At 72.1% G+C, this 16,779-nt stretch carries 16 protein-coding genes; 13 read left to right on the top strand and 3 right to left on the bottom strand.

The features are described from left to right. The first annotated feature begins 50 nt into the window (after positions 1-50). Positions 51-974, top strand: coding sequence for a MurR/RpiR family transcriptional regulator (locus tag AB0N07_RS37245; RefSeq protein ID WP_365842948.1), 924 nt, complete (start codon positions 51-53; stop codon positions 972-974). 54 nt (positions 975-1,028) lie between these two features. Further along, positions 1,029-1,961 carry an N-acetylmuramic acid 6-phosphate etherase gene (gene murQ, locus AB0N07_RS37240; RefSeq protein ID WP_365842946.1) on the top strand — a complete coding sequence of 311 codons (933 nt, stop codon included), beginning with the start codon at positions 1,029-1,031 and terminating at the stop codon, positions 1,959-1,961. A 23-nt stretch (positions 1,962-1,984) separates the two neighbouring features. On the opposite strand, the gene AB0N07_RS37235 is transcribed toward murQ, so the two are convergent. From AB0N07_RS37235 to AB0N07_RS37225, 3 genes are all read right to left on the bottom strand, one after another. Beyond that, positions 1,985-2,908, bottom strand: a complete 924-nt coding sequence (locus AB0N07_RS37235; RefSeq protein WP_365842984.1) for a zinc-binding dehydrogenase — start codon at positions 2,906-2,908, stop codon at positions 1,985-1,987. 169 nt (positions 2,909-3,077) lie between these two features. Further along, positions 3,078-3,311: an acyl-CoA carboxylase epsilon subunit gene (locus AB0N07_RS37230; protein WP_365842944.1), complete on the bottom strand. Its 234-nt coding sequence runs from the start codon at positions 3,309-3,311 to the stop codon at positions 3,078-3,080. Beyond that, positions 3,308-4,852: an acyl-CoA carboxylase subunit beta gene (locus AB0N07_RS37225; RefSeq protein WP_365842942.1), complete on the bottom strand. Its 1,545-nt coding sequence runs from the start codon at positions 4,850-4,852 to the stop codon at positions 3,308-3,310. The genes AB0N07_RS37230 and AB0N07_RS37225 overlap by 4 nt, the downstream gene beginning before the upstream one ends. 253 nt (positions 4,853-5,105) lie before the next feature. Here AB0N07_RS37225 and AB0N07_RS37220 point away from each other — a divergent pair, with 253 nt between their 5' ends. The 11 genes from AB0N07_RS37220 to AB0N07_RS37170 all read left to right on the top strand — a co-directional run bounded on the left by AB0N07_RS37220 (position 5,106) and on the right by AB0N07_RS37170 (position 16,583). Continuing rightward, complete coding sequence (locus AB0N07_RS37220) at positions 5,106-5,759, top strand: response regulator transcription factor (RefSeq protein WP_365842940.1); 654 nt, start codon at positions 5,106-5,108, stop codon at positions 5,757-5,759. 210 nt (positions 5,760-5,969) lie between these two features. After that, positions 5,970-6,152, top strand: coding sequence for a 4-oxalocrotonate tautomerase DmpI (gene dmpI, locus AB0N07_RS37215; RefSeq protein WP_030941186.1), 183 nt, complete (start codon positions 5,970-5,972; stop codon positions 6,150-6,152). Positions 6,153-6,277: 125 nt separating this feature from the next. Next, on the top strand, positions 6,278-7,330 hold the full coding sequence (locus tag AB0N07_RS37210) for a phosphotransferase family protein (protein WP_365842938.1): 1,053 nt from the start codon (positions 6,278-6,280) through the stop codon (positions 7,328-7,330). A 44-nt stretch (positions 7,331-7,374) separates the two neighbouring features. Further along, a complete protein-coding gene (locus AB0N07_RS37205; RefSeq protein ID WP_365842936.1) occupies positions 7,375-8,589 on the top strand; it encodes an acyl-CoA dehydrogenase family protein in 1,215 nt (404 codons plus the stop codon). Between the two features lie 169 nt (positions 8,590-8,758). After that, a complete protein-coding gene (locus AB0N07_RS37200; protein ID WP_365842934.1) occupies positions 8,759-10,042 on the top strand; it encodes a beta-ketoacyl-[acyl-carrier-protein] synthase family protein in 1,284 nt (427 codons plus the stop codon). Beyond that, a complete protein-coding gene (locus AB0N07_RS37195; RefSeq protein WP_365842932.1) occupies positions 10,039-11,874 on the top strand; it encodes a CoA-transferase in 1,836 nt (611 codons plus the stop codon). The genes AB0N07_RS37200 and AB0N07_RS37195 overlap by 4 nt, the downstream gene beginning before the upstream one ends. A gap of 128 nt (positions 11,875-12,002) precedes the next feature. Continuing rightward, the gene (locus tag AB0N07_RS37190) at positions 12,003-12,980 is read left to right on the top strand and encodes a ketoacyl-ACP synthase III (protein WP_365842930.1); all 978 of its coding nucleotides are present in this window, start codon (positions 12,003-12,005) and stop codon (positions 12,978-12,980) included. A gap of 49 nt (positions 12,981-13,029) precedes the next feature. Beyond that, complete coding sequence (locus AB0N07_RS37185) at positions 13,030-13,719, top strand: HAD-IA family hydrolase (RefSeq protein ID WP_365842928.1); 690 nt, start codon at positions 13,030-13,032, stop codon at positions 13,717-13,719. A 38-nt stretch (positions 13,720-13,757) separates the two neighbouring features. After that, complete coding sequence (locus AB0N07_RS37180) at positions 13,758-14,780, top strand: AfsA-related hotdog domain-containing protein (RefSeq protein WP_365842926.1); 1,023 nt, start codon at positions 13,758-13,760, stop codon at positions 14,778-14,780. Beyond that, the gene (locus AB0N07_RS37175; protein ID WP_365842924.1) at positions 14,770-15,801 is read left to right on the top strand and encodes a 3-oxoacyl-[acyl-carrier-protein] synthase III C-terminal domain-containing protein; all 1,032 of its coding nucleotides are present in this window, start codon (positions 14,770-14,772) and stop codon (positions 15,799-15,801) included. Before AB0N07_RS37180 ends, AB0N07_RS37175 begins: the two co-directional genes overlap by 11 nt. Further along, positions 15,798-16,583 carry an SDR family oxidoreductase gene (locus tag AB0N07_RS37170; RefSeq protein WP_365842922.1) on the top strand — a complete coding sequence of 262 codons (786 nt, stop codon included), beginning with the start codon at positions 15,798-15,800 and terminating at the stop codon, positions 16,581-16,583. The genes AB0N07_RS37175 and AB0N07_RS37170 overlap by 4 nt, the downstream gene beginning before the upstream one ends. Positions 16,584-16,779: the final 196 nt, after the last annotated feature.

Here is a 16,779-nt window from a genome sequence, read left to right as displayed (position 1 = left end):
CATTGTGCGCACTCTTGACCGGGACGCCGAGCCGAAAATATCTTTCAAGAGTGAATCAGAACGTGAAGGAAATTTTCGCCGGTTCCTCGGGCCGGGCGAGCGCGCCTCCCGCTCCCGCCGCCCTCGCCGCGAAAGTGCGCACGCTCGCGCCCTCGATGACCCGCTCCATGCAGCGCGTCGCAGAGGCCGTCGCGGGTGATCCGGCCGGCTGCGCGGCCCTCACGGTCACCGGCCTCGCCGAGCTCACCGGCACCAGCGAGGCGACGGTCGTACGGACGGCCCGGCTGCTCGGGTATCCGGGATACCGGGATCTGCGGCTGGCGCTCGCCGGGCTTGCGGCGCAGCAGCAGTCCGGGCGGGCACCCGCCATCACCACCGACATCGCGGTCGACGACCCGATCGCCGATGTCGTGGCGAAACTCGCGTACGACGAGCAGCAGACGCTGGCCGATACGGCGGCCGGGCTGGACACGGTGCAGCTGGGGGCGGCGGTCGCCGCGGCGGCGGTCGCCCGGCGCATCGACGTGTACGGCGTCGGGGCGTCCGGCCTCGTCGCCCAGGACCTCACGCAGAAACTGCTGCGAATAGGGCTGATGGCCCAGGCGCACAGTGATCCGCATCTGGCCGTGACGAACGCGGTGCAGTTGCGGTCGGGAGACGTCGCCATCGCGATCACGCACTCCGGGTCCACCGGGGACGTCATCGAGCCGCTGCGGGTCGCCTTCGAGCGCGGGGCCACGACGGTGGCGATCACGGGACGGCCGGACGGGGCGGTCGCCCAGTACGCCGACCATGTGCTGACGACGTCGACCGCGCGGGAGAGCGAGTTGAGGCCCGCGGCCATGTCCTCCCGGACCAGTCAGCTCCTCGTGGTGGACTGCCTGTTCGTGGGGGTGGCGCAGAAGACGTACGAGACGGCTGCGCCGGCGCTGGCCGCTTCGTACGAGGCACTGGCGCACCGGCACCGCAGGTAGGCGCAGGCAGTCGCAGACAAGAGACCTGACCGCACATCCGAAAGAGCCGCCCCCATGACCTCCATCTCCAACCCCCGTGATCTCCGCGCCGAGTTGGAATCGCTGACCACCGAGGCCTTCCGGCCCGAGCTCGCCGACATCGACCGGCTGGCCACGCTCGACATCGCCCGGCTCATGAACGGCGAGGACGCCACCGTCCCGGCAGCCGTGGCCCGGCAGCTTACGGCCATCGCCGCCGCGATCGACGCCGTCGCCGAGCGGATGGCGCGGGGCGGGCGGCTGATCTACGCCGGTGCGGGCACGGCCGGCCGGCTCGGCGTGCTGGACGCCTCCGAGTGCCCACCCACCTTCAACGCCGACCCCGAGCAGGTCGTGGGCCTGATCGCGGGCGGCCCCGACGCCATGGTCACCTCCGTCGAGGGCGCCGAGGACTCCGCGGAGCTCGCCCGCAGCGACCTCGACGCCCTGCGCCTCCTCGCCGCCGACACCGTCGTCGGCATCTCCGCCTCCGGCCGCACCCCGTACGCGATCGCCGCCGTGCAGCACGCCCGCGCCCTGGGCGCGTTGACCATCGGCCTCGCCTGCAACGCGGACAGCGCGCTCGCGGCGGCCGCCGAGCACGGCATCGAGGTCGTCGTAGGACCGGAGCTGCTCACCGGCTCCACCCGCCTCAAGGCGGGCACGGCGCAGAAGCTCGTCCTCAACATGCTCTCCACGATCACGATGATCCGGCTCGGCAAGACCTACGGGAACCTGATGGTCGACGTACGCGCCTCGAACGAGAAGCTGCGCGCCCGCTCGCGAAGGATCGTCGCCCTCGCCACGGGTGCCTCGGACGACGAGATCGAGCGTGCCCTCGCGGCCACCGACGGCGAGGTGAAGAACGCGATCCTCGCCCTCCTCGCCGGCGTGGACGGCCCCACGGCGGCGCGTCTGCTGGAGGACGCGGACGGGCACCTGCGGGCGGCGCTGGCGGCAGCTCGCTGACGCCCCGTCGGCACCCGGTGTTGCTACGGCGCCACGGTGAGGACGGCGTTCGCCGTGATCCGCCGGTCGCGCAGGTCGCCGAGGGCGGTCGCGGTGTGCCGCCAGTCCTCCAGACGGCCGATCTGCGGGTGCAGCCGGCCGCTGTCGACGAGCCGGACCAGCGCGGCCAGGTCGGTGCCGAACGGCTCGTCGAAGTGCTCGTAGTGGAAGTGGCGCACGGTGGCCGAGCGGGGGCCCTTGAAGAACGCGAAGAAACTGAGCTCGGCGGGCTGCCGGGAGGCCTGCCCGAACCAGATCAGCTGGCCGCGCTCACGCAGCAGGGCGAGAGCACGTGGCGTGGAGGTGTCGCCGACGGACTCCAGGACGACGTCGAAGGGGCCGACGGCGTCGTCGAGGTCGTGCACGACGGTGGCACCGAACTCGGCGAGCAGCTTGCCCCGTTCGGGGGTCGCGGTGACCGCGGTGACCTCGGCGCCCTCACCGAGCGCGAGTTCGGTGACGTAGTGGCCGACCCCGCCGGACGCCCCGGTGAGCAGGATCCGCCGGCCGGCGACGGAGCCCGCCACGCGCAGCAGCCGCAGGGCGGTGAGCCCGGCCAGCGGCAGCGCGGCCGCGGTCTCGAAGGAGACGCCGTCGGGCAGTACGGCCAGGGAGTGGGTGGGTACGGCGGCGTACTGGGCCCAGCCGTTCGCCGGCGGGTGGCCGACGACGCGGGTGCCGACGGCGGGCCCGGAGCCGTCCGCGGCCGCCTGCACGACGATTCCGGCGATGTCCTTGCCCGGTCGGCCGCCCAGCCGCAGCGGCCCGTGGAGCTGGAAGACCTCGCCGCGGTTGATGGAGAACGCCCGGACCTCGACGAGGGCCTCGTCGGGCGCGGGCTGCGGCACCTCGGCCTCGCCGAGCTGGACCATCTCCTCGGGTCGTCCGGTGGGCAGCAGGGCCTTCATCGGGTGGCCTCCTGCTGACGCGGCTGCGGGCATGACTGACTCCTGTGTCCTGTGTCTGTGTCGGGTGGTGCTCAGCACGCTAGGAGCCGTCTTCGACGCTGCTCAACGCCTGTGCTCCACAAGTGGGTTCGCGGTGTCCCGAAAGTGGCACGCCCGGGTCGGGGTGTGTTCAGCCGCGTGGGCGCGGGCCGGCTGCGCGCCAGGTGCCGGCTGCCTGATGCCGGGTCGGTCTGCTCCAGGCCGCTCTGGCCGGGGCGGCGGGCGGGTGGCTCTGGGCGGCGGTGCGGCGGGCGGCCACGGCCTGCAGCACCGCGAGGACCGCGGCGAGTTCGTCGGCGTCGGCGCTGCCGCGCACCAGCCGTACCGTGGGCGCGGGGGCGGGGTGGGGGTGTCCGGCGCTCATACCGGCTGGTTCCCGTGCTTGCGCTCGGGCAGCTGCGCGTGTTTGGCGCGCAGCATCCGCAGCGACCTGATCAGCACCTCCCGGGTGCGCCGGGGATCGATGACGTCGTCGACGAGGCCGCGCTCGGCCGCGTAGTACGGATGCATGAGTTCCTCCCGGTACTCCGCCACGCGCCGGGCCCGGGCGGCTTCCGGGTCGTCGGCCGCGGCGATCTCACGGCGGAAGACGACGTTGGCCGCACCCTCCGCGCCCATCACGGCGATCTCGTTGGTGGGCCAGGCGAACGACAGGTCGCAGCCGATGGAGCGGGAGTCCATGACGATGTAGGCGCCGCCGTACGCCTTGCGCAGGATGACCTGGACCCGTGGCACGGTGGCGTTGCAGTAGGCGTAGAGCAGTTTGGCGCCGCGCCGGATGATGCCGTCGTGCTCCTGGCCGGTGCCGGGCAGGAAGCCGGGCACGTCGACCAGGGTCACCAGAGGGATGTTGAAGGAATCGCAGAACTGCACGAACCGGGCGCCCTTCTCGGAGGCCGCGATGTCCAGGGCGCCGGCGCCCGCCATCGGCTGGTTGGCGACGATGCCGACGACCTGGCCGCCGAGCCGGGCCAGGGCCACGACCAGGTTGGGCGCCCACAGCTCGTGCACTTCGAACAGGTCCCCGTCGTCGACGACCTCCTCGATGACCCGGCGTATGTCGTAGACCTGCTGCGGGTCGGCCGGCACCAGGTCGAGCAGGGCGTCCCCGCTGCGGTCCACGGGGTCCTCGCTCACCGAGTCGGGCGGCAGCTCACGGTTGTTGGCGGGCAGCATCGACAGCAGATGCCGTACGTCCTGAAGGCAGGACTCCTCGTCGTCGTACAGGAAGGCGGAGACGCCGGAGCGCGTCGAGTGGACGTCGGCGCCGCCGAGTTCGTCGTGGCCGACGCGCTCGCCGGTGACGGCGTGCACCACGTCGGGTCCGGTGATGTACATCTGCGCGGTGCCGCGCACCATGAACACGAAGTCGGTGAGGGCCGGCGAGTACGCGGCGCCGCCGGCGCACGGCCCGAGGACCACGCTGATCTGCGGGATCACGCCGGAGCAGCGCACATTGCGGGTGAAGATGCCGCCGTATCCGGCGAGCGCGGTCACCCCCTCCTGGATACGGGCGCCCGCCCCGTCGCTGAGCGCGATCAGCGGGGCCCCGGCGGCCTCGGCCAGGTCCATGATCTTGTGGATCTTCTGGGCGTGGGCCTCGCCGAGCGCCCCGCCGAAGATCCTGAAGTCGTGTCCGTAGACGAACACCTGCCGTCCGTCGACGGTGCCCCAGCCGGTGACGACGCCGTCGCCGTGCGGCTTTCTCGCCTCCAGGCCGAAGCCGGTGGCGCGATGCCGCCGCAACCCCTCGACCTCGGTGAACGAGCCCTTGTCCAGGAGGAGCGCGAGGCGCTCGCGGACGGTGAGCTTGCCCCGGGCGTGCTGGCGCTCGGTGGCCGCCGGATCGGAACCTGTCAGCAACTCGCCTTGAAGAGCGGCAAGTTCGCCCAGGCGTTCACGCATGGAGAACTCCTTATTCTGCGCACCGGAAATCAGCTGTCCGCCCACGCTAGGCAGACACGTCCCCGGCCGGGCCGCACACGCTCCGAAAGGGTGGCGAGGGTATTCCTAGGTGACAAGGCGCCCGGGCACTCTGGTGGCATTGCCGGTTCAACTCCTCTCTCCTGCGGTTAGATTCGGTTTCCCCCGGCCTGTTTCCCCCACCCCGCCGGAAGGAGTCGCGCATTCACCGCCACTCTCTACCTGGAGACAGAACATGAGCGAGGAGAAAACACTCTCGGCCCGTCATATCGCCGTGATCGCCGACCCGTTCCCGATATCCCGCGCCGCGGTGGCCTCACTGCTGCGCCGCTCCGGAGCGGTCGACGAGGCCCAGGAGGCGAAGACCCGGCAGGGTGCCCTGGATCTGGTGCGCCGGCTTCGGGCCGACATGCTGGTCACCGAGGTCGATCTGGCGGGCCGGGGCGACGGGGTGCAGCTGTGCCGGCAGGTCAAGGGGCTTGCCCGGCCACCGACCGTCCTGATGTTCACGGGCGCCGACGACCCTGCGGTGGTCGCCGCGTGCCTGGCCGGCGGGGCCGACGGTTTCGTCCACCGCACGGCGTCGCCCGAGCGGCTCGTGCGGGCCGTGGAGTCCCTCGCGGCGGGACGGCACGTCTGGTATCTGCGCGAGCACGCCGGCCTTGCCCCCGAATCGGGAACGCAGCCGCGCGTGCCCGGAATGACCGCACGCGAACAGCAGATACTGGGACTGCTTCTGGGCCGGTACTCGAACGACGAGATCGCGGCCGAACTCCATCTGGCCCGGCAGACCGTCAAGAACCACGTCAGCAACGTGCTCGCCAAACTCGGCGTGGCGAACCGACGCGAATTGCTGTCCCGTCGGGACCCGCTCGTCACCGCTTCCTGAAAAGCCTGCAAGGTGGGCCGCTCCAAATCTATCGGCCCGCACCGGACTCCGGGGTGCGATGTCTCCTACGAAACACAGCGCGGGTGCCGTAGGAGTCATTCTCCTTGAAAGCGCCCGGGGCCGCGCCTAGCGTTCCATTCATACCGAGGCCGTCGCCGAAAAGCGCGGCGTCCGAAACACAACTCCCAAGAAAACCCCCAGGAGGTTGAAATGCCCATCGTGACCGTTCAGCAGGGTCCGCGTGACGTCGAGCTCAAGCGTGACCTGGTCGCCCGTATCACGGACGCATTCGTCGACGCGTACAAGATTCCGGCGGAGACGGTTCAGGTGTGGATCCAGGAGGTTCCGGCGGACAGCTGGGGCGCCGCGGGCAAGCTCATCGCCGACAGCTGATCCCTGCCCTTTTCTTCCCTTTCCCAAGCACGGTCCCGGCCGCCCCTCGTCGGCGGCCGGGACCGTGCCGTATCGCCGCAGACCCTCATCGCCGCAGACCCCTGCCGCCGGAAACGGAGAGCACCGTGACGACACCGACCACCACCACGGCGCCCGGTGCCCTCGACGGCATCGACACCGGGCGCCTCGCACACTGGCTGGAGAGCAGGCTGCCGGGCCGCGGTCCGCTGACCGGGGTGACCCCCCTGGCGGGCGGCCGGTCCAACCTGACGTACCGGCTCTCCTGGGGCGGCCGCACCCTCGTGCTGCGCCGGCCGCCGCTGGGGCATGTTCTGGCCACCGCCCACGACATGGCGCGCGAGTACCGGGTGCTGAGCGCGCTCGGCCCGGCCGGCGTGCCCGTGCCGCGGACGTATGCGCTGTGCCGGGACGCGGACGTGCTGGGCGCCCCGTTCTACGTCATGGGGTTCGCCGAAGGCATCACCTACCGCAGCGACGCGGAACTCGCGCCGCTGGGAGAGCACTCGGCGCGGCGCACCACCCATGCGCTGGTCGACACCCTGGCCCTGCTGCACTCCGTGGACCCCCAGGCGGCGGGGCTGGCCGACTTCGGCCGCCCCGAGGGCTTCACGGCCCGGCAGGTGCGGCGCTGGCGCCGCCAGTGGGACGCCTCGCGCACCCGGGAGGTGGACGGCGCCGACCAGCTCAACGACCGCCTGGCGGCGACCTGTCCACCGTCCGGCGCGGTGGCGGTCGTGCACGGCGACTACAAGCTGGACAACGTGCTCCTCGACCGGGCGGACCCGGGCCGGGTCACCGCCGTGCTCGACTGGGAGATGTCCACGCTCGGTGACCCGCTGGCCGACCTCGGCATGCTCTGCATGTACTGGGACGGCTTCGCCGGCGTCGACCGCCCGCCGGTCGCCTCCCCCGGCGCCCTGCCCGGCTGGCCCGGCCGCGAGGCGCTGGTGGAGCGGTACGCCGCGCACAGCACGGCCGGCCTCGAACGGCTCGGCTGGTACACCGCGTTCGCCTTCTACAAGCTCGCCGCGATCCTCGAGGGCATCCACTGCCGCACCGTGCAGGGCCTCACCGTCGGCGAGGAGACCGCGAACCTCGCCGACGCCGTACCGCTGCTCGTGGCCCGCGGCCACGACGCCCTGCGCACCGCCGGCTGACCCCCTGCGCCCAGAACCCGCCCTGTCTGCAACGGAGTTGCCCCATGGACTTTTCCTACGACGCCCGGACCGAGGACCTGCGCACCAGGATGCTCGCCTTCCTGGACGAGCAGGTGCTGCCCGCCGAGCCCGTCTTCCACGCCCAGCACGCCGCAGGCCACCCGTGGGGGCGCCCCCCGGTGCTGCAGAAACTCAAGAACGAGGCCCGCCGTCGGGGCCTGTGGAACCTGTTCCTGCCGGACGACCGGTTCGGCGCGGGCCTGACCAACCTGCAGTACGCCCCGCTCGCCGAGATCACCGGACGCAGCCCCTTCATCGCACCGGAGGCCGTCAACTGCGCGGCCCCCGACACCGGCAACATGGAGGTCCTCGCCCTGTTCGGCACTCCCGGGCAGCAGGACCGCTGGCTCAAACCGCTGCTCGACGGGGCGATCCGCTCGGCCTTCTGCATGACCGAGCCGGACGTCGCCTCCTCGGACGCCGCGAACATCACCACCCGGATCGAACGGGACGGCGACAGCTATGTCGTCAACGGCCGCAAATGGTGGTCGTCGGGGGCGCTGGCGCCCGAGTGCGAGCTGCTGATCGTGATGGGCAAGACCGACCCGGACGGACCGCGCCACCGGCAGCAGTCGATGATCCTGGTGCCGCGCGACACCCCGGGAGTGCGGGTCGAGCGCGGTGTGCACGTCTTCGGCTACACCGACGGTCCGCACGGCGGGCACGGCGAGGTCGTCTTCGACGATGTCCGGGTGCCGGCCGAGAACATCATCGCGGGTGAGGGCGAGGGCTTCGCCATCGCACAGGCCCGTCTCGGACCCGGCCGTATCCACCACTGCATGCGGCTGATCGGCATGGCAGAGCGCGCCTTCGACCTGATGTGCGAGCGGGCCGGCAGCCGGGTCGCGTTCGGACGGCCCCTCGCCGAGCAGGGCGTGGTCCGCGAGTGGATCGCCGAGGCGCGCGTCCGCATCGAACAGGCCCGCCTGCTGGTGCTGAAGACCGCCTATCTGATGGACACGATCGGCAACAAGGGCGCCCACACCGAGATCCAGGCCATCAAGATCGCAGTGCCGGCGATGGCCGAATGGGTCATCGACAAGGCCATCCAGACGCACGGCGGAGGCGGGGTCTCCCAGGACTTCCCGCTGGCCGAACTCTGGGCCCACGCCCGCACCCTGCGCCTGGCCGACGGCCCCGACGAGGTGCACCGCGCCTCACTGGCCCGCCGCGAACTGCGCCGCTACCAGAACTCCTGACGACCGTTCACCAAAAGGCCGCCCTTCCATTCCGGAAGGGCGGCCCCTTTGTTTTCCAAGGCGATTTACCGGCGAGAATTCGAAGCCGGTACCGCGAGTACTGATTTCCCCCTGAAAGGGTACCCGGCGGCCCATGGCCGAAGTCCCGGCCGCGCCTACCGTTTTCTTCATGACGAACAGTGAATTCGAGATACCCGAAGAACGCGTGGTCGTCACCGGAATCGGCGTCGTCCTCCCGGGCACCCTCTCCGTCGACCGGTTCTGGGCGAACGTCTCGGGCGGCCGGTCCCAGGTGGGCCGGCTCACCCGGTTCGACGCGGAGCAGGCGGGCCTTCCGGTGTACGCGGCGGCCGAGATCGACGACTTCGACCATCACCCCTTCCTCCCGGAGCTGACGGACGCGCACGCGGCCAAGTACTCCCGGGAGATCCTCATCGCCATGTCGGCGCTCGCCGAGGCCCGCCGGGACGCCGGGCTCGGTCCAGGCGCCCTGGACCCGCGCCGGCTGGGCATCGTCATGTCCTCCTCCCGCGGCCCGTTCAGCTGGTGGCGCGACGTGCTCACCGGCGCGGACCCGGACGCCTTCGGCGACAAGGGCGCGATGTTCCGCGGCCTGCCCGGCTGCCCGGCCTCCCTGTCCGCCGTCTACACCGGCGCCCAGGGCCTGGTCACCACCGTCAGCAACGCCTGCGTCGGCGGCCACCAGGCCATCCAGCTCGCGCTGCGGGAGCTGCGCTCCGGTGCCGCGGACGCCATGCTGGTCGGCGGCCACGAGTTCCCGATCGTGCCGGAGGTCGCCGCCTGCTACCGGGCGATGGGCCACGGGGTGCTCTCCTCCGAGCGCGAGGACCCGAGCCGTGCGGTGCGCCCCTACAGCAACGACCGCGAGGGCTTCGCGCTCGGCGAGGGCTCCGTCGTGCTGTGCCTGGAGCGGGAGTCGGTCGCCCGCAGCCGCGGCGCCCGCGTCTACTCCGAGATCCTCTCGGCCGCCTCCCTCAACGAGGCCGCCCACCCCACCACCATGGACCTGACCGGCAAGGTCACCGCCTCGGTCGTCGAGGACGCCCTGGCAGGCGCGGGCCGCAAGGCGGAGGACGTCGACTACTTCTGCGCGCACGGCACCGCCACCCGCTACAACGACATCGCCGAGTCCCGTGCGCTGCGCGCCCTCTACCCCGAGCGCACGCCCGCCGCCCTCCCGCCGCTGAGCTCCAACAAGCCCATCTACGGCCACACGTTCGGCCTGGCGGGCATCATCAACGTCGCCGCGACCAGCCTGATGATCCACCACCGGACGCTCGCGCCCACCATCAACTTCACCACGCCGGACCCCGAGTGCGACCACGACCACGTCTTCGAGGGACCGCGCCCGGCCGAGGTGGACCTCGCGGTGTCCATGTCGTTCGCGTTCGGCAGCCAGACGGCGGTCGTCGCGCTCGGAGCCCCGTCATGAGCCGGCCCCTGATCGCCGCCGACGTGGACGAACTGGTCCGCGCCCTGGTCCGGCCCGGCGACCACGTCCATCTGGCCGGCACCCCGTCCCGCCCCAACGCCCTCACCTACGCCCTGTGCCGGGTCTTCGGCGCCGCCGGCCGTCTGACGGTCTCCACGACCGCCGTGCACTCCTCGGCCCACGCGCTCGCGCTGTCCGGTGTCGCCGACAAGGTCATCGCCGGTTTCGTGGGGGACACCTACCCCTCGCCCCGGCCCAACCCCCTCTACGCGGACCTGGAGAGGGGCGAACCGTTCACCTTCGAGGCCTGGTCGCTGCTCAGTTACGTACAGCGGCTCATCGCCGGCGCGCAGGGAGCCCCGTACGCGGTCACCGGTTCGCTGGCCGGCACGGACCTCGCCGAGGGCAAACCGGACGTACTGCACCGCGTCCCCGACCCCGCCCGCCCGGGCGAGGAGATCACCCTGCTCGCCCCGCTGCGCCCCGACGTGACACTCGTGCACGGCGTGGCCGCCGACGAGGACGGCAACATCGCCCTGGTCCCGCCGCTCGGCGAGGGCGCCTGGGCCGCGTACGCCGCCGGGCGCGGGGTGATCGCCTCGGTGGAGAAGATCGTCAGCCGTGACGAACTGCGGGCCGTCAACGACCGCGTGGTCATCCCCGGCCAACGCGTGCTGGGCCTGACCGAGGCCCGCCTGGGAGCCCACCCCCAGGCCCTGCGCACCGACCGACTCCTCGGCGTGGACGGCTACTTGGACGACTACGCCTTCCTGGAGGAGATCGTCGCCTCCTGCCACGGCGAGGAACGCGGCCAGGACTGGTACCGCACCTGGGTCACCGCCCCCGGCTCGCACCAGGAGTACGTCCACCGCCTGGGCGCACGACGCCGCACCGCCCTGCGCATCCCGGACCCCACCCGGGCGGACGACGACTACGACGCCGAGACGGAAACCTGGGCGGAGATCTACCGCTGCGAGAAGGAGGCGGTCGCCAGGGTCAGCCCCGCGCCGACCACGGCACCCCACCCCACCACCGCGGGCCCCGCGCCCGCCACGCGCGCCGATCAGGTCCCGGTCCCCCCGGCACCCCCCACCCGCCAGGAACGCCTGATCGTGCTCGGTGCCAGGGCCGTCGCCGAGCAGGTCCGCGCGCACGGTTACGACACGCTGCTCGCGGGGATCGGCACCTCGCACATGGCGGCCTGGCTCGCGGCCGAGCTGCTGCGGGCCGGCGGACAGGACGTCAAGGTCGTCGCCGAGCTGGGCATGTACGGCTTCCGGCCCGAAGGCGGGGACACCTTCCTGTTCAGCCTGCTGCACGCGAGGGGCAGCGAGATGCTGGCCGGCATCCCGGAGATCCTCGGCGGCATGGTGGCGGCCAACCCCCGGGCGCTGGGGGTCCTGGCAGCCGCAGAGATCGACGAGAGCGGCACGATCAACACCAGCCGCGGCGCGGACGGCCGCTGGCTGACCGGCTCGGGCGGCGCCAACGACATCGCGTCGAGCACGGACTGCGTGGTGATCGCACCGTCGTCCCGCCGCCGCTACGTCACCGAGGTCGCCTACCGCACCAGCCCCGGCCACCGGGTCCGCGAGGTGGTCAGCGACTTCGGCCGCTTCACCCGAGCCGCCCCCGGCTTCCGCCTGGCGACCTACCTCCCCGCAGACGACGCGCCCGACGGCCCCGAGGAACTGGCCCGCCAGGCCGCCGAGGCCGTGGCCACCCGCACGTCCTGGAAGTCCGACGCCTCCGGGGTCGTACCCGAAAAGCCGGTAACGCCGGAGGAGTTGGCCTTCCTCCGCACCCTCGACCCAGACGGCCGCTTCCGCTGACGGCTCATCGCAGCGCAGGTCTGGCGCAACCGCTCTCAGGGGGGCGGGGAACTGCGCGACCAGCCCCCACAGACCCGCACACGCCCCACAACATCCAGTGGCACCCACCCACGCAAGGAGCAAAGAAAATGCACCGTCGCACAGAAACCCGCACCTGGACCGGTTCCGGCCTCAAGTTCACCGGCCTCGGCCACTACTACCCCCGAACCCACCGCACCCACGACGGCGAAGTCACCCTCGACGGCCGCACCTACCCCCCGCAGACCGCTCAGGAACTCGGCGTCCGCGCCCTCCATGTCGCCGACGAGGACGAAACCGTGGAGTTCATGGCCGTCCAGGCCGCCACCTCCGCCCTGGCGAACGCAGGCCGCGAGGCCGACGACCTCGACCTGGTGGTCCTGGCCAACTGGACGGACCGCCAGTGGATACCGGAGATAGCCCCAGGAGTCGCCGCCGGGCTCGGCGCGCACGGCGCCCTCGCCTTCGACGTCTGCGGCGCCTGCACCGGCTTCGTGCACGGCGTCCAGACCGCCGCCTCGATGCTCACCGCACACCCCGGCTGGAAGCGCGCCGTCGTGGTGGCGGCCGACCGCTTCACCCGCCGCGCCCGCCCCGGCACCCGCGGCCAGCTGGTCTTCGGGGACGCGGCCGGCGCGGTGGTCCTGGAGAAGGGCGACCCGGACGACCCGAGCGGTCTGATCGACTCGGTCCTGGACTGCGACGCCGCCGAGGCCGACACCGTCGCCGCTCGTGCCCCCGAGGGCTTTCTGCGGCCGAAGCCCGAGCTCATCGACCTGGCGGTGCGCTCCAGCCTGAAGGTCGCCGGCAACCTCCTCGACCGCAACGACCTCAAGACCTCCGAAATCGACTGGCTCGTCCCGCACCCCGGCAACAACGCCATCCACGCCGGCGTACGCGACGGCCTCGACCTGGAGCCGGCCAGGTTCCTCACCAACTTCGCCGAGCGCGGCAACACGGGCTGTGCCTCGATCCCGATCGCCCTGTCCGAGTACGCCGAGAAGGGCGTCGTCAGGAGCGGCGACCTGGTGCTGTCCACGGCGGTCGGCTCCGGCTGGTACTACGGCGGGCTCCTGTACCGCCTGTGACCCGAACCCGCCCCCTGCCCTGCCGACCTACTCACTCCAAGGACCTGTCATGAGCCCCACCGGCCCCACCCCCGCTCCCTCTTCCTCTTCCTCTTCCTCCCTGGCCGTATGGACCGACTTCGGCGGTGTGCTCACCCCGCCGGTCGGCGTCACCTTCAACGAGTTCGCGGACCGCGTCGGCGTCCCGCTGTGGGCGCTGAAGGAGTCGATGCGCCTGGTCGGGGAGAAGTACGGCACCGACTCGATGGGTGCCATAGACATCCCGCTGATCGACGAGGCCACCTGGTCCGACGAACTGGAGGACGTCCTCGGCGGCACCTTCGGGGTGGTCGCCGACCTGCAGAACTTCGGCGACCGCTGGTTCGCCGGGCGCCCCGCCAACGGGGCCTGGACGGCGCATCTGGAGACGTTCCGGGCCAGGGGCGCGTTCGTCGGGCTGCTCTCCAACCTGCCGCCGTCGTGGGACCGCCACCGCCGTTTCATGATCGACGACTCGCACTTCGACGACATCGTCCTCTCCCACGCCGTGGGCAGCCGCAAGCCCGAGCCCGCGATCTTCGAACTCGCCGCGAAGCGGGCCGGGCTCGAACCGCACCAGTGCGTGCTCGTGGACGACCTGGAGAAGAACGTGGTGGGTGCGATCGCCGCCGGCTGGCAGGCCGTGCACTTCCACGACGCCGAGCAGGCCGCCCGCCAGGTCTCCCGCCTCCTCGACACGGCCGCCCCGGCCGCCGTCTGAGCCCGCCCCCCATACCCCGCACCGCACAGGAGCCCGTCATGTCCGTACTGAGCCAGGTCGAGCCGGTCCAGGCCACCGAAGCGGCCCAGATCCTGTCCACCCAGCGCACGCTGTCCCGCCGGCTGGTGCACCGCTCGGCGATCTCCGAGGTGTTCCTCACCGACTTCCAGTCCGTCGACGAGAACACCTTCCGGGCGGCGGCCCAACTGCCGCCGCGCCACTTCTACTACGGCGACCACACCGCCCGGCCGGCGATGCACGACCCGCTCGCGGTGTTCGAGAGCGTGCGCCAGATGCTGCTGTGCGCGATGCACCTGCAGCACGACGCGGGCCACGACACCAAGTCCATCACCGCGACCGCCTCCCTGGAGATCACCGACCCCGGCCCGCTCAGGGCCCGCGGCGCACTTGACCTGCTGCTCCTCGGCGACGTGCAGCTCGCCAAGAACTACCGGGACGCCATCTCCCGCGTGGTGCACCAGGTGCGGGTCATGGCCGGCGGGCGGCAGGTGGGCGTCGTCACCGTCGACACCGCGCAGCGCCCCGACACCGTGTACGAGAAGCTGCGCATGAGCCACCGCGCCACCCCGCCGCCGATGTCCAGTGCCGTGCCCGTACGCACCGACGGAGTCGCCCCGCCTCCCCGGCTGGTGGGTCGCGAGCAGGCGGAGAACGTGGTCCTGGAGAACGCCGACGTGACGGACGGCGCCGTACGCGCCCGACTGCGCGTGCCGACCACGCATCCCAGCATGTTCGAGCACGCCCAGGACCATGTGCCGGGACCGGTGATGATGGAGGCCGCCCGGCAGGCCGCGCTGCTGCTCGCCGCCGACGGACAGGACCCGGACCCGACCGGGTACTACCCGCAGTACCTGGACGCCGAGTACCTGCGCTTCGCCGAGCTGGACAGCGACATCACCGTCGTCACCCGGCGCGTGGCCGACCCGGTGGACGGCGGCCTGCGGACCGAGACCGCCTTCGTCCAGCAGGACGAGACCGTCGCCCGGATGCGGGTCCGGCTGGCCGCGGCCCACACCACCGGAGCCGGCGATGCGGTTTGACGCACCCGTCCACCTGAGCGCCCCCGGCCATGTGCTCGGCGAGCACGCCCAGCCGGTGTCGGACGCGGTCGCCGGCCTGCTGATCGACGAGCCCAACGCCGAGCGGTACGCCTATACGGCACTGCGTACCAGCTCCCTCGCGCCGGTCCGGCTCGCCGCGCTCGCGGCCGTCAGGTCCCTTGAGTCGTCCGGTGTTCCACCCGAGCGGATCAGTCAGCTGCTGCACGCGTGGACGTACCACCAGGGCCACGAGTTCTGGTCCCCGGCCCACTACCTCGCCCAGCAGGTCGGGGCGGTGGCCGCGGAGCCCGTCGGCATCCAGCAGATGTGCAACGGCGGGGCGGCCGCGATCGTGCAGGCCGCCTGCCGGCTGCTCGCCGCCCCCGCGGCCGGCCCCGCCCTGGTGACCACCGCCGACTGCTTCCCGCAGCCCGGCTTCGACCGCTGGGGCGGCGACTACGGGGTCTGCTACGGCGACGGCGCCACCTCGGTCCTGGTCGACCGGGCCCCGCACGGCCGCTCCGTACGCCTGCTGTCGGCGGTGACTGTGGCCGCCCCGGTCCTGGAGGGCATGCACCGCGGCGACGCACCCTTCAGCCCGGCCCCCACCAGCGGCTTCAAGACGCTGCTGCCGAAGCTCGCCAAGAAGGAGTTCCTCACGGCCAACCCGACCCTGCCGTTCGGGCCGATCGCGCACGACGCGGTCACCTCCGTGGTGGCGCGGGCCCTGCGCGACGCCGGGGTCGCCGGCGACGACGAGCGGCTGCGCGCGGCGGCGCTGCCCAGGCTCGCCCGGCACGTCATGGCCGAGGCGTACGAGCCCGCGTTCGCCGAGGTGTGCGCCGCACCGATCGTCCGACTGGGCGCGGACACCGGCCACCTGGGCGCCGGAGACGCCGTCGCCAACCTGTCCGACCTGCTCGACCGGGACGACGTACGGCCCGGAGATCTGCTCGTCCTGCTCAGTGCCGGCGCCGGGTTCACCTGGTCCGCCGCGATCGTGGAGGTGAACCAGCCGTGACGAATGCGACCGTTCCCGTCGAGGACCCCACCGCGCTGTTCCGGGTCGACGGCCGGGTGGCCGTGGTCACCGGCGCCTCCAGCGGCATCGGCGCGCATGTGGCCCGGCTGCTCACCGCCGCGGGTGCCAGGGTGGCCCTGGCCGCGCGCCGCGAGGGCCCGCTGAAGGAGCTCGCCGCCGAGCTGCCCGGCTCGCTCGCCGTGCCCTGCGACGTGACCTCGGCCGAGGACCGTGAGCGCCTGGTGCGCACGGTCACCGGGGAACTCGGCCCGATCGACATCCTGGTCAACAACGCGGGGCTGTCCGAGACCGTGCCCGCGGAGACGCAGACCGTGGAGAGTTTCAGCTCCATCGTGGCGCTGAACCTGACGGCGGTGTTCGCGCTGAGCCAGGCGGTCGGCGTGGGCATGCTGGAGCGCGGCCGGGGCTCCGTCGTCAACATCGCCTCCATCTACGGTCTTGTGGCCAGCGGCAGCCTTCCGCAGGCCGCGTACACCGCCTCCAAGGGCGGGGTGGTCAACCTGACCCGGGAGCTGGCCGCCGAGTGGAGCGCGCGGGGCGTCCGCGTCAATGCGGTGTGCCCGGGCTGGTTCTGGTCGGAGATGACCGAGTCGATGCTCGGCAGCGACAAGGGGCGGGCCTGGGTGGAGCGCCGTACCCCGATGCGCCGGGCCGGCCGGCTCAGCGAACTCAACGGGGTGCTGCTGCTGCTCGCCTCGGACGCCGGCTCCTATGTCACCGGAGCGGCCGTGCCCGTGGACGGGGGCTATCTGGCCCTGTGACCGAAGAGCCGCGCCGGACCGACCGCCTCGTGCCGCTTCGGAGGCACGGGGCACTCCTCGAAGAGGGAATGGCCTGGTCAGCGCATGTATTCATAGCATCGACGGAGCGCGGGGAGGGGATTCACCAAGATCCGGCCACCCGGTCCTACTTCCGGGAACGCGCGGCCGCCCGTCCATCCCCCGCCCGGGCGGCCGC

This window comes from Streptomyces sp. NPDC051172 (genome assembly GCF_040682555.1).
Lineage (GTDB): Bacteria > Actinomycetota > Actinomycetes > Streptomycetales > Streptomycetaceae > Streptomyces.
This window is presented reverse-complemented; position numbering and strand designations above follow the sequence as displayed.